The sequence below is a fragment of the Aeromonas sp. 601039 genome (assembly GCF_049174415.1).
Taxonomy (GTDB): Bacteria; Pseudomonadota; Gammaproteobacteria; order Enterobacterales; family Aeromonadaceae; genus Aeromonas; species Aeromonas veronii_A.
The window spans coordinates 162,877-175,010 of record NZ_JAAKTL010000005.1 but is presented as its reverse complement, the minus strand read 5'-3'; the positions used below and the strand labels follow the sequence as shown (position 1 = coordinate 175,010).

8 protein-coding genes are annotated in these 12,134 nt (G+C 61.1%); 3 read left to right on the top strand and 5 right to left on the bottom strand.

Annotation, left to right across the window (positions count from 1 at the left end):
• The first annotated feature begins 12 nt into the window (after positions 1-12).
• A complete protein-coding gene (locus tag G5195_RS06725) occupies positions 13-915 on the top strand; it encodes a GGDEF domain-containing protein (protein WP_421235971.1) in 903 nt (300 codons plus the stop codon).
• Positions 916-1,004: 89 nt separating this feature from the next.
• Here the strand turns inward: G5195_RS06725 and tilS are convergent, their stop codons facing one another.
• On the bottom strand, positions 1,005-2,363 hold the full coding sequence (gene tilS, locus G5195_RS06720) for a tRNA lysidine(34) synthetase TilS (RefSeq protein ID WP_421222951.1): 1,359 nt from the start codon (positions 2,361-2,363) through the stop codon (positions 1,005-1,007).
• Positions 2,364-2,543: 180 nt separating this feature from the next.
• Between tilS and G5195_RS06715 the strand changes: the two genes are divergently transcribed.
• Together G5195_RS06715 and G5195_RS06710 are read left to right on the top strand one after the other, a co-directional pair.
• Positions 2,544-4,577 carry a M13 family metallopeptidase gene (locus G5195_RS06715; RefSeq protein WP_421222949.1) on the top strand — a complete coding sequence of 678 codons (2,034 nt, stop codon included), beginning with the start codon at positions 2,544-2,546 and terminating at the stop codon, positions 4,575-4,577.
• Positions 4,578-4,636: 59 nt separating this feature from the next.
• Positions 4,637-5,080 carry a PliI family lysozyme inhibitor of I-type lysozyme gene (locus tag G5195_RS06710; protein WP_421222947.1) on the top strand — a complete coding sequence of 148 codons (444 nt, stop codon included), beginning with the start codon at positions 4,637-4,639 and terminating at the stop codon, positions 5,078-5,080.
• A gap of 76 nt (positions 5,081-5,156) precedes the next feature.
• Here the strand turns inward: G5195_RS06710 and pdxY are convergent, their stop codons facing one another.
• From pdxY to cadC, 4 genes are all read right to left on the bottom strand, one after another.
• Positions 5,157-6,017 (bottom strand): pyridoxal kinase PdxY, encoded by an 861-nt coding sequence (pdxY, locus tag G5195_RS06705; protein ID WP_421222945.1) that lies wholly within the window; start codon positions 6,015-6,017, stop codon positions 5,157-5,159.
• Between the two features lie 93 nt (positions 6,018-6,110).
• Positions 6,111-8,243, bottom strand: a complete 2,133-nt coding sequence (locus G5195_RS06700) for a lysine decarboxylase CadA (protein ID WP_042055201.1) — start codon at positions 8,241-8,243, stop codon at positions 6,111-6,113.
• 77 nt (positions 8,244-8,320) lie between these two features.
• Positions 8,321-9,655, bottom strand: a complete 1,335-nt coding sequence (gene cadB / locus G5195_RS06695; protein ID WP_005347861.1) for a cadaverine/lysine antiporter — start codon at positions 9,653-9,655, stop codon at positions 8,321-8,323.
• Between the two features lie 763 nt (positions 9,656-10,418).
• Positions 10,419-11,972, bottom strand: a complete 1,554-nt coding sequence (gene cadC, locus G5195_RS06690; RefSeq protein ID WP_216949495.1) for a lysine decarboxylation/transport transcriptional activator CadC — start codon at positions 11,970-11,972, stop codon at positions 10,419-10,421.
• Between the last annotated feature and the right edge of the window lie 162 nt (positions 11,973-12,134).

Sequence of the window (12,134 nt, the reverse complement as noted above, 5' to 3'; positions counted from 1 at the left end):
AGGTGGAAGACCATGGAAAATACGTCGTCACTTAATGGCTTTAGCCATGGCATCGAGCAGTGGGTTCGCCAGATGGAGCGGCTCACGCCGTTGCCCAGCGTTGAACGCAACCAGTTGCTCGAGCAGTTGTTGGGGCAGAGCGATCTCGGCGGTCTGCTGACAACTTTTGCCGATCGTGCGGCAAGAATTGTCAGGATCCACGGTCTCTACCTCGATTGTGGCCAGCCCCATGTGCTGATCCAGCACCCGCCGCTGGCCACCCTCAACCTGCACAACTATCCGTTCGAACTGCGCGGTCAGCATGGCCAGCTGCTCGGCCAGCTCCACTACGAGCTGGAACATCCGCTGAGCGGCAGCCAGCAACGGGTCCTGATGCAATACCATCAGCTGCTCTGCCTGCTGCTGCCCCTCTATCTGCGGCTGGAAAAACTGGATCAGCTGGTCCGACTCGATCACCTGACCGGCCTTGGCAACCGCTCCTACTTTGACGAGGCCATCGGCCGCGCCATCGAGCAGCACAGCCGCGAGCCCCACGGTCTGGTGCTGGTGCTGCTGGATCTCGATCGCTTCAAGCAGATCAATGATACCTGGGGCCATCCGGTGGGGGATCTGGTGCTGAGCCGCTTCGCCCAGCTGCTCAAGGGGTGCATCCGCAGTACGGATCAAGCCTTCCGGCTCGGGGGAGATGAATTTGCCCTGCTGCTGCAACCGGCCGAACCCGAGGCGTGGCGACCGGTCTGGCTGCGACTGCAGCATATGTTGATGACCAACAAGGAGCTCAGCACCTTCTCGGTCGGATGCAGCCTTGGCGCCGCCAGCTGGCAATCCGGGGTCGATGTGCCGAGCCTCTACGAGGCGGCCGACAACCACCTCTATGCTCGCAAAAAAGCCGGCTCAGCCGGCCTTCTCGAATAATCCCGAACTCTTCTTTGCTCCGGCACATGCACGCCATGTGACCGGAGCTTCTTTTTTTTGGGCTAACTCCCCCTTACACCGAGATCACCTCAAGCAAGATCCTGCTCGGGCAGAACCGGGGCTGTACCGCTTCCCTGCCAGTGGCAGACCAGACCAGTTCCCTCAGCCATAAAGCCGTCGCAGACAAAGAGCCCCACCACCGCCGCCACCTGCTCGCCATAGTAAAGGATGGGGATGCGCCCCCGCAGCCACGAAGGCACGCCATACTCCTGCAGCAGCTTCTTCATCCGCCGACTGCCGCTTCGCCCCACCGGTTTGAGGGGGATCCCGGGCGCCACCTGAAAACGCACCGAGAGCGGCTCATCCGCTCGGGGGGCACGCAGCAGCCCCTCGCAGTGCTCCGCCATGCGCACCACCAGCTCGCCCAACCCGTCCGGCAGGGTCAGCGGCTCACCCACGGTCAGCGGCAATACCTGATGACAGGGTTGCAGGTCAGAGCTCACCAGATAGAGCCGCTCCTGATAACGGCGACAGCTCTGGCGCCCCCAGTTGAGCTGGGGATTGGCATCGCCGCGCGCCAGCGCTACCTCCTGCCACAGCCGGGCAAGCTGCTCACGGGATGGCATCTCGCCCCCCTGCCGGCGGATCCAGTAGCGCAGCAGATTGTTGCGCCGGGTGGGTGAAAGGGCGTGCAGCGGACCGATATGGAGCGCCTCCCCCTCGCCCGCCAGCTGCCAGTCACTCTCGGCCAGCTCATCCAGCAGCGCCTCCTGCTCGGCGCACAGGGCCATGCTGCGCGCCGCGGTCTGGGCCATGGCGGGCCAGCGCGCCTTGAGCTGGGGGATAAGCGTCTGGCGCAAAAAGTTGCGGTCATAACTCACGTCCAGATTGCTCTCATCCTCCACCCAGCCAAAGGGGAGGCTCGCCGCCGCCTCTCCCAGCTCGGCGCGACTCATATCGAGCAGCGGGCGCAGCAACAGGCCGCCGGCAAAGGGCTGGCTTGGCAAGATCCCCGCCAGCCCGCGCAGACCGGCGCCGCGCTTGAGGGCCAGCAGCAGGGTTTCCAGCTGATCGTCCTGATGGTGGGCGGTGAGCAGCCACTCCCCCTCCCGCATCCGGGCAGTCAGCCGCTGGTAACGGGCGGTGCGCGCCTGCGCCTCCAGACTCTCGCCATTGCCACGGGCAAGGGTTACCCGCTCGACCAGCAGCTCCACCGCCAATTGCTGACACACGGCTTCACAATGAGCGACCCACTCATCGGCATGGGGACTGAGGCCGTGGTGCACGTGCAGGGCGCGAAGTGGCAGGCTGTGCTCGCGGGCATACTGCGCCGCCAGCACCAGCAGCAGGGTGGAGTCGAGGCCGCCACTGAAAGCCACCAGCAGACCGGTGGAACCTTCCGGCGCTGGCATAGTCAGACAAAAGCGAGAATAAAGATGAGAAATCATAGGCTTCCCCAAAACGGACCGGCCGATCTTAGCAGAGTCGGGCTTATCAAGCTGCAACCCTGCTGCTAGAGTGAGGCTCGCCCGCCCTCTCCACCAGGCTGGCCGCAAGGCGGTCGTATAACCGGTTGGAGCAAGGAAGATGGGCAGGGAAGCAAACAATCCGAATTGGAATCAAACAAGATGAACAATAAGAAAAGCTTACTGGCCGGCCTGATTGGACTGGCCCTGCTGGCTGGCTGCAGTCAGGTACCGCAAGACTCCCCCAAACACTCCGGGCTGGCGCTGGCCAATATGGACACCCAGGTCAAACCCGGCGATGACTTCTTCCGCTACGTCAATGGCAAGTGGCTCGCCACCGCCAAGATCCCCGACGATCGCCCCGCCGATGGCGCCTTCTACATGCTGCGGGACAAATCCCTCGCCGATGTGCGGGTGCTGGTCGAGGGGCTGGCCAAGCAGGAGGCCGCCACCGGCACGCCGACCCAGCAGATCCGCGATCTCTACGCCAGCTATCTGGATCAGGCAGGCCGTGACGCCAAGGGGCTTACCCCGCTGGCACCGGCGCTGGCCGACATCGATCGGATCGGTGATCAGGCCGCGCTGGCCCGTGCCTTTGCCCAAAGTGGCCGCATGGGCGGCGGCGCGCCGTTCGGCATCTGGATCGACGCCGATGCCAAGTCCCCTGACCGCTATGCGGTCTACCTCTACCAAGGGGGCTTGGGGCTACCGGATCGGGACTACTACCTCAAGCAGGATCCCGAGAGTCAGGCCCTGCGCCAGAAGTACCAGCAGCATATCGCCGCCATGCTGAGCCGCCTCGGTGAGTCTGACCCGAGCGGCAAGGCCGAACGGATTCTTGCCCTCGAAACCTGGCTCGCCACCATCCAGTGGGACAACGTCGCCCTGCGGGATCGGGAGAAGAACTACAACAAGCGCTCCGCCAGCGAACTGGCACGGCTCGCCCCCCATCTCGACTGGCAGGCCTATCTCAATGCCGCGGGCATTGCTGGCCAGCCGGAGCTCATTATCGGTCAGCCAACCTATCTGAGCGCGCTGGATCAGGTGATGGCCCAGACCCCCATCGCCGACTGGCAGGCCTACCTCAAGTGGCAACTGTTGACCGACTACGCCCCCTATCTCGACAGCGAGACCGACCGCGCCAACTTTGCCTTCTACGGCACCACATTGAGCGGCACGCCCAAGCAGCGCGCCAGCTGGGAGCGGGCGCTCGGGGTGCTGAACGATCATCTGGGTGAAGCGGTCGGCCAGCTCTATGTGGCCCGCTACTTCCCGCCTGCGGCCAAGGAGCGGATGGAGCAGCTGGTGGAGAACCTGCGCACCGCCTACGGCCAGAGCATCAAGGAGCTCGACTGGATGTCGCCCGAGACCAAGGCGCAGGCCCTCGAGAAGCTGGCCAAGTTCCGCCCCAAGATCGGCTACCCCGACAAGTGGAAGGATTACAGCGCCATCGCCATCAAACCGGATGATCTGGTGGGCAACCTGCAACGCTCGCAAGCCTTTGAATACGCAGACAGTCTGGCGCGCCTCGGCAAGCAGGTCGATCGGGACGAGTGGCACATGTCTCCACAGACGGTGAACGCCTACTACAACCCGAGCAACAACGAGATCGTCTTCCCGGCGGCCATTTTGCAGCCCCCCTTCTTCGACATGACGGCGGATGATGCGGTCAACTACGGCGCCATCGGCGGGGTGATCGGCCACGAGATGGGCCACGGTTTTGATGATCAGGGGGCCAAATCCGACGGCGACGGCATGATGCGCGACTGGTGGACGCCGCAAGATCTCAAGGAGTTCCGCTTCCGCACCAGCCGTCTGGTGGCCCAGTACAACCGCTTCGAGCCCATCAACGGCCAGTTCGTCAACGGCCAGTTTACCCTGGGGGAGAACATCGGCGATCTGGGTGGTCTCACCATCGCCCACAAGGCCTATGAGCTGTCGCTCGATGGCAAGGAGGCGCCTGTGCTGGATGGCTTTACCGGCGAGCAGCGCTTCTTCCTCGGCTGGGCGCAGGTGTGGAAGGGGATGTATCGCCCCGAGCTGATGCAGATGCTGCTGCGCTCCGACCCCCACTCACCGCCCGAGTACCGGGTCAATGGCGTGGTGCCGAACATTCCCGCCTTCTATGAGGCATTCAACATCCAGCCGGGGGACAAACTCTATCTGCCGCCCCAGAAGCGGGTGAAGATCTGGTAACAGCATCACGGTGGGCTCCCGCGGGAGCCCGCGCTCAACAGACAGCAAGAGGTTGCAAGATGAACAGAGCATTGATAATCGCAGGGCTGCTGGCCCTGCCGCTGGCGGCGCAAGCACAAGCCGAAGAGGGATTTAGCAAGCAACTGACCCTCCCCTCCGGGCAGGTGATCCGGGTGGCGCAGGGGGTGGGTGAGCCCGCCTCCATCGGCAGCTATGACGTGCGACTCTATTCGGGTCAGAACGCCCAATTTCCACTGGATGAGTTTCAGGATGGCAAGGTGATGGCCCGCAACGGCTTTATCCGGGAGCTGAAACTGGTCGATTTGAATGGCGACAAACAGCCCGAGCTGGTGGTCATCATCGAGAGCGCCGGCAGCGGCAGCTATCAGGATGCCGATGCCTACACCGTCAGCCCGCAAGGGGAGCTGGAGATCTTCAATCAGGTCAAGGAGCTGGAACCCAAAGAGGATGTGGTCAAGGCGCTCAAAAGCCCGCAAGACTAAGCCCTCTCCCCGAATCTGCAATGTAAAAAGCCCTGATGATCAGGGCTTTGTTGTTTCTGCTGTTGGTACAAACAGCTCAGAGGCGGGTCGCCCGGATGGAGACCTGCGGCAGCGCCATCTCATGCTGGGCCGCCACCAGTTGCAGCTCGTAAGCTCCCGCCAGCCAGGTGCGGGCCAGCACCGCATCCACGCTGGCGTTGGTAAGTTCGAACGCCGCTACCGGGGTACAACCGGCCAGCAGATTGGCCAGCATGGTGGCGCTCAGCAGATCCCCCACCCCGATGGGGTGGCGAGCAAAAGGGTAGAGCGGGCGGGAGAGGTGAAAGGTCCCCTCATCGCACACCAGCAGCATCTCGAAGCGGTCCATGGCAAAACCGGCCTTGCCCAGATGCTTGACCATCACCAGCTTGACCCCTTGCGCGCGCAGCTGCTGGCACGCCTCGATGGCCTCCGGCACATTGCGGATATCGCGGCCGGTGAGCTGTTCCAGCTCCAGCAGATTGGGGGCCAGCATATCGGCGCAGGCCAGTGCCCTGGTTTTCAGAAAATCGGCGACGCCGGGTGCCACTATGCACCCCTTGTCGGGGTGACCCATCACGGGATCACAAAAATAGAGGGCGGCCGGATTGAGCGCCTTGAGCCGGGCCACCGCCGCCAGGATCTCCTCCCCCTGTTCGGCCGAGCCGAGGTAGCCGCTCAAGATCGCATCGCACTCGGCCAGCACACCGATCTCCGCCAGGCCGTTTACCAGCTGACGGATATGACCGCCGGGCATCACCATCCCCTGCCAGCCTTCGCTGTATTGGGTGTGGTTGGAGAACTGCACCGTGTTCATAGGCCACACCTCGATCCCGAGGCGACGCATGGGAAAAACGGCGGCGCTGTTGCCGGCACAGCCAAAGACTACGTGGGATTGAATGGAGAGCACTCGCTTCATGGTTGGCGACTCACGCAATAAGAACAGGAATTCCGGAGGGAAAAACGGGCCTTGCGGCCCGTTGTTGTCACTTTCGACTGTTGTCACTGTCGATTAACGCAGCACCTTGACGGTGTAGCTGCCATCGGCCTGACGATAGAGGCCGTGGATATCGGTCTCGAAACCCGGGTAGTGGGCACCGATCTCGCACAGCATCTCGAGGAACTCGAGCACCGGCAGAGAATCCTGGGTCACCATCTCGCCCGGCAGTACCAACGGAACTCCCGGCGGGTACGGCAGGATCATGTTGGCGCTGATGCGGTCAACCATGTCACGCAGCGGCACTTCCACCACGTTGCCGGCCAGCTCCTGCTGCCATGCGGCGTGCGGAGTCATCTTCATCTCCGGCAGTACGTCGAACGCCTTGAACATCAGCTCCGGCAGACGGTACTTGCTGGTCAGCTCGTGAATGCGCTGGGCCAGCTCCTGGATACGCATCCCTTCGTAGAAGCTCGGGTCTTCACGATAGAGGCTCGGCAGGATGTTCTTGATGGTCAGGTTCAGGTCATAACCACGTTTGAACTCGGTCAGGGCGCGCAGCAGTTGCATCGCCTTGGACTGATCGATACCGATGGAGAACAGGAACAGCATGTTGTAGGGGCCGGTCTTCTCGACCACGATGCCGCGCTCGTCCAGGAACTTGGAGACCAGAGAGGCAGGGATGCCCTTCTCCAGCAGCTGGCCGTCACGACCCATACCCGGAGTCAGCAGAGTGACCTTGATAGGGTCCAGGTACATGTGGTTGTCATCGATGTCCTTGAAGCCGTGCCAGTCATCTTTCGGATCCAGCTTCCAGCACTCGACGGTGTCGATGTTGTCCGGCTGCCATACGTCGAAGAACCAGCCTTCGCTCTGATCACGCAGACGCTTGATCTCTTTGCGGAAGGAGATGGCGCGATCGATGGAGTCCTTGATCAGACGCTTGCCGGTGTTGCCACGCATCATGGCAGCAGAGATCTCGGTCGATGCCACGATGCCGTACTGCGGCGAGGTGGAGGTGTGCATCATGAAGGCTTCGTTGAAGGTCTCTTCCTCCACGTCACCCTTGATGTGGATCATCGAGGCCTGGGAGAAGGCCGCCAGCAGCTTGTGGGTGGACTGGGTTTCGTAGAACACCTTGCCCGGCATCGCTTCACCGCTCATGCCGCACTTGCCTTCATAGATCGGGCTGAAGTTGGTGTAAGGCACCCAGGCACTGTCGAAGTGGATGTAAGGGGTATCCAGCGCCTCCTTGATGAAGCCGGTGTTGTAGAGCAGGCCATCATAGGTGGAGTTGGTGACGACGGCGTAACGGGGAGCCTGGGCACCCGGCGTCGCAGCGACTTTGGCAGCGATGGTGTCGCGGCTGAATTCGCTCTGCGGGATACCGCCCAGAATGCCGTAGGCGTTACGGGTCGGACGGAAGTAGATCGGGGTCACGTCGTTCATCATCATCAGGTGAGTGAGCGACTTGTGGCAGTTGCGGTCAACCAGCACAGTGCTGCCAGCCGGCGCTGAGTACATGCCGACGATCTTGTTGGCAGTGGAGGTGCCGTTGGTGACGATATAGGAGCGATCGGCGTTGAAGGTACGTGCGATGTACTCTTCGGCTTCCTTGTGCGGACCTGAGTGATCCAGCAGGGAGCCCAGCTCCGGCATGGAGATGGAGACGTCAGCCTTGAACGCGTTCGGGCCGTAGAAGTCATAGAAGATGCTGCCGGCCGGGCTCATCTGGAAGGCGGTACCGCCCATGTGACCCGGAGTACAGAAGGTGTATTTACCCTCTTCCACGTACTTGAACAGCGCCTTGGTGAACGGCGGCAGGATGGCGTCCTGATACTCCTGAGTGGCCTGACCCATCTTGAGGGCGATGTCGTCAGCCATGCCGAGACGGTACTCGAAGAAGTGCACGTTCAGACGCAGGTCGGTCAGGTGAATGTCCAGGGTGGACTGGTCGTTGGCGAAGGCGAAGATCGGCAGCTTCTCGTTGCGATCGTGGATCTCCTTGCACAGGCCCAGAGAGTATTTGTCCCAGTCGAAGATGGCGCCGCAAACGCGGGGGTTCTTCTCGATCAGTTTCAGCAGGTCGGCCACATCGACCGGATAAACAACCTCGAAACCCTTGCGCTCGAGGGAGGCTTGCAGCTGGCGAATGGGTTCTTCTTTAAAGAAAACGCCCAGGTGGTTGAGGATGGCAATGATATTCATCGTAATGCTCCACACGTAAAGGGGCGCTCTCCATCAGGGATGGTGAGTGAAGAGCGCTCGGAAGATAAAAGGGGGAATTAGTTGCTGGGTTGTTCGTTCAGCAGGGCGTCGTGCTGACGCAGACCCTGTTTTTTGGCGTAGAACATCAGGATGATGAGCGACACCACGAAGGTAGCGGTGAGGTTGGAACCCTTGGCACCCATCAGGGCTACCAGACAGAAGACACAGGCCACACCGGAGAAGATCATGGCGCCGATGCTGCGGGAGGTCATGCCTTCAAAACGGATCAGGTTAATGCTGGAGTAGAAGTAGGGCAGCATGGTCAGCAGCACCGCATCTGTGGTCAGCACGTTGAAGAGATCGGCAGCGTGAGCGGACTGGGAGGTGAAGGCGGTCAGGCCAACCATCAGGGCAGTCATCTTCAGGGAGCCCAGGATCAGACCCTTCTTGGCCACGCCGTTCTTGTCCACTTCGCCGTAGATTTTCGGGAAGTTGCCATCGTTGGCGGCACGCTTGCCCGCCTCGCCTACCAGCATCATCCAGGAACCGAGCGAGGTGAAGCAGGCCAAAGCGGTGAAGGCAGAAACAAACGGCGCAGACCAGCTACCGAAGATGGCGGAAGAGGCCATGGCAAACGGGGCGCCGGAGGCAGCCACTTCACCGGCCGGGAACATGCCGCTGATCACCTGGGTAGAGAGGATGTAGATAACACCGGCGATACCGGTACCCAGCATGGTGGCGAGCGGTACGGTACGCTTCGGATTCTTCACCATGCCGGAAGAGACGGCGGCAGATTCAACACCGACGAAGGACCAGAGGCAGATCAGCACGGCGCTGATGACCGCATGCAGGTCGCTGCCGCTGGTGGTGTTCCAGTTCTGGCTGTAGACGGTGGCATCAAAATGACCCCAACCCATCACCGCAGTACCGACAACCGGCAGCAGGATCAGCACCAGACCCAGAGTACAGAGTCGGCTCACCCAGCTACCGCCAAGCAGGTTGACGAAGGTGAAGATCCAGACGGCAGCGATGGTGGCCGCAGCGGCCGGAATTGGGCTATTGAGAATGGGGAAGAAGACCGAGAGGTAGGAGACGCCGGTAATGGCGATGGCCAAGTTACCGATCCAGTTGGCGTGGTAATAGAGCACACCGGTCTGGAAACCGAACACCGGAGAGATCTCGCCAGCGTAAGCAATGGGGCCACCCTCTTGCGGGTTCTTGGTAGCAAGGCGGGCGAAGACGAAGGCGAGGCCCATGGCGCCTACCAGACAGATTGCCCAGCTAAAGACAGAGATGGAGCCGATGGTGGCCAGTGCCGAAGGCAGCAGCGCGATGCCACTCCCCATCATGTTGCCGGCCACCACACCTGTACAGGCGATAAGGCCAATCTTCTTGCTCGTATCTAGGGACATAAGATCTCCGGTTCTATAAAAGGTCGGGTCGTCACATACACATTTGGCGGAACGCCCCGCCAAAGAATGGGCACAGACTAGGCCTCTCATCCCCGGAAAACATAAAGACCAGCTAACGGATAAAAATATGAGGCAACTTTTTTCGACGCCTCGTCACTTTTGATAAAAACCATTTAAAAACAGTCAATTGACATCAAGCCACACCGCCGTCTTGATAAAACCTTGATATCCGACCAACCCGTTTCTGCCCCTTGATAACCCCCTTATCTCGCCGTCTTGATATTTTTGGCCAGATAAACCCGGGATAAAGCAGCTCCCATTGCACCCCTTGCCCTTGCGGCCATTTGGAAGCCCTGCGGATCATCACCCTGAGTGGCCGCTCACCTCCTGTTCGCCTCTCAGCTCGGCTCATCACAATCCAGGCTCAGAGGTAAAGCGCAACGGCGATAACCGGTCAGCAATGAGAAATGGGTCGAGACAGACAGCTTATCCCGCCGCCAACAATGAGCAGATGTCACAAGCTGCGCGCGGCGCAAAGCCGGGCAAACTCGAGTGCAACGAATGCCGTGGGCAAGGCAAAGGCAAGTGGGGATAGTGGGGATAGTGGGGAGCGGCGGGGGATAAATCATGACTCGCCAGAGCGACTATCCCCAATGGCAAAGAAGCAGGATTGAGACGAGCAGAAACCGCACAGGCCGCCCGAAGGCAGCCTGTGGATGAGGTCGGCAACCGTGCAGACCGGGGGGAAACCAACACTACGGTGTTAGAAGAGCTTCACCTTGCTCTGGCCCAGCGCATTGAACAGAGCCGGGGTGAGGCTCTCCATATTGCTGTAGAAACCGAGCTGCTGGCAGAGCAGATAGGTCTGCTCGGTCGCCTCCATCAGGAAGGCCTGACTGTAGGCATCACCCGCCGCCTCGGGGCGACCGTCCAGCTCCGCCAGCTTGCCCTGCAGTATGTAATAGAGCACAGAGCGGCCGCGACTCGCCGCCTTCTCCAGCAGATAGTTGGCCTGCTGTTGCTGGCCGTTGAGGATCGCCTGCAGGGTCAACGCCTCCCACACCCGAGCAGGGAGAGCGCCGCTGTTTTGCACCACGCGGGCGAGATGGGTGCCAATCTCCTGCAGCCGCTCGCTCTCGGATTTGCCCGCAAGGGTGGCCAGCGCCTCGCCTGCCAGATAGCGCTCCGCCAGCAGCAGCGGCTGATCCGGATGGACAATCAGCGCCTGCTCCAGCAGATCAATCCCACGCTTGAGGGCGACCGGATCCCGGCTGTTGATGTAGTACTGCGCCTCCATCATCGCCATCAGGGAGGCATCATCGGTCGGCCAGCCCATCCCCGGCTCGGCATCGGGTTGGTCGAGGGCGCGCAGCAGATCCTGGCTGCTGGCCTGCAACACACCGTGCACACTGTGGCGACTGAGCTGGTACTGATGGCTGAACAGCACCCGGTTGGTATTGATATTGCGATACTCCAGATCGAGATAGGTGCCACGGGGCTGGCGGGTGACCCGCACACTCAGCTCCTTGCCGGGCATGATGCCCCCCATCAGAGTGGTGGCGCCGTACTGCACCCGCAGCGGCGTAGCCACGGCCACCTCCCCCATCAGGGCGCGGGTAATGCCATCGGCGAGGCGCACGTTCTCGTTGTTGTCATCCATGCCGGAGTGAAAGCGGAACACCAGCAGATTGGGATCCAGCATGGCATGCACCTGGGGGCTGGTGTGCTGGTAGCTGAGCATGCTGACAATGGCGATCAGCACGATGGCAACGAAGATATCGAAACTCACCATCTTCCAGCGGCTGCGAGCATCCTTGGCATGGGTGGAGATGGCGCGGGTCAGGGGCCCGGCGGGAAAAGGGGCGACATTAGGCTGTGCATCATCATCCTGCTCAGCCGCGGGCGGGCTCAGATCGGAGAGCGTCGGGTTGTCGGAGAGAGCGGTATTGACCGCGGGCACGGGTTGCTCGTCCGCCATCACCACGGAAACCACCTGCAGCGGCCGCACCGGTGCCACCAGCTTGTAGCCGCGCTTGGGTACGGTGACGATATAGTCGGTCGCATCGGTGCGACCATCTTTGAGGATCTTGCGCAGTTCGAAGATGGACTGGGTCACAACCTGATCGGTCACCTCGGCGCCATCCCACACCTCGTTGATCAGGGCATCGCGGCCAAACACGGTGCCGGCATTATGGGCCAGAAACCGCAACAGGTTGACCAGTCTGGGTTCGAGGTAGACCTCGCGGTCGGGGCGACACAGCATGTTGTCGTCAACGCTCAGGGTCCAGTCGTGGATCTCAAAAACCGATTCGCTCATGATTCACTCGCTGCAGATGGTGACAATGCACGATGAGAGAGACGCAAAACCCGGGCTGACTGAACGGAACAAGGCGCTATCACCACAGGTGACAGATAAAAAGAGAACCGAAGCAATCACATCTCTGAGAGTCAGTCTGGCCAGGCCATCCTGTTTACGTCT

Bases quoted from the DNA above. Each gene is read 5' to 3' on its own strand.
- G5195_RS06725 (WP_421235971.1), top strand. From the start codon at position 13: ATGGAAAATACGTCGTCACTTAATGGCTTTAGCCATGGCATCGAGCAG.
- tilS (WP_421222951.1), bottom strand. From the start codon at position 2,363: ATGATTTCTCATCTTTATTCTCGCTTTTGTCTGACTATGCCAGCGCCG.
- G5195_RS06715 (WP_421222949.1), top strand. From the start codon at position 2,544: ATGAACAATAAGAAAAGCTTACTGGCCGGCCTGATTGGACTGGCCCTG.
- G5195_RS06710 (WP_421222947.1), top strand. From the start codon at position 4,637: ATGAACAGAGCATTGATAATCGCAGGGCTGCTGGCCCTGCCGCTGGCG.
- pdxY (WP_421222945.1), bottom strand. From the start codon at position 6,017: ATGAAGCGAGTGCTCTCCATTCAATCCCACGTAGTCTTTGGCTGTGCC.
- G5195_RS06700 (WP_042055201.1), bottom strand. From the start codon at position 8,243: ATGAATATCATTGCCATCCTCAACCACCTGGGCGTTTTCTTTAAAGAA.
- cadB (WP_005347861.1), bottom strand. From the start codon at position 9,655: ATGTCCCTAGATACGAGCAAGAAGATTGGCCTTATCGCCTGTACAGGT.
- cadC (WP_216949495.1), bottom strand. From the start codon at position 11,972: ATGAGCGAATCGGTTTTTGAGATCCACGACTGGACCCTGAGCGTTGAC.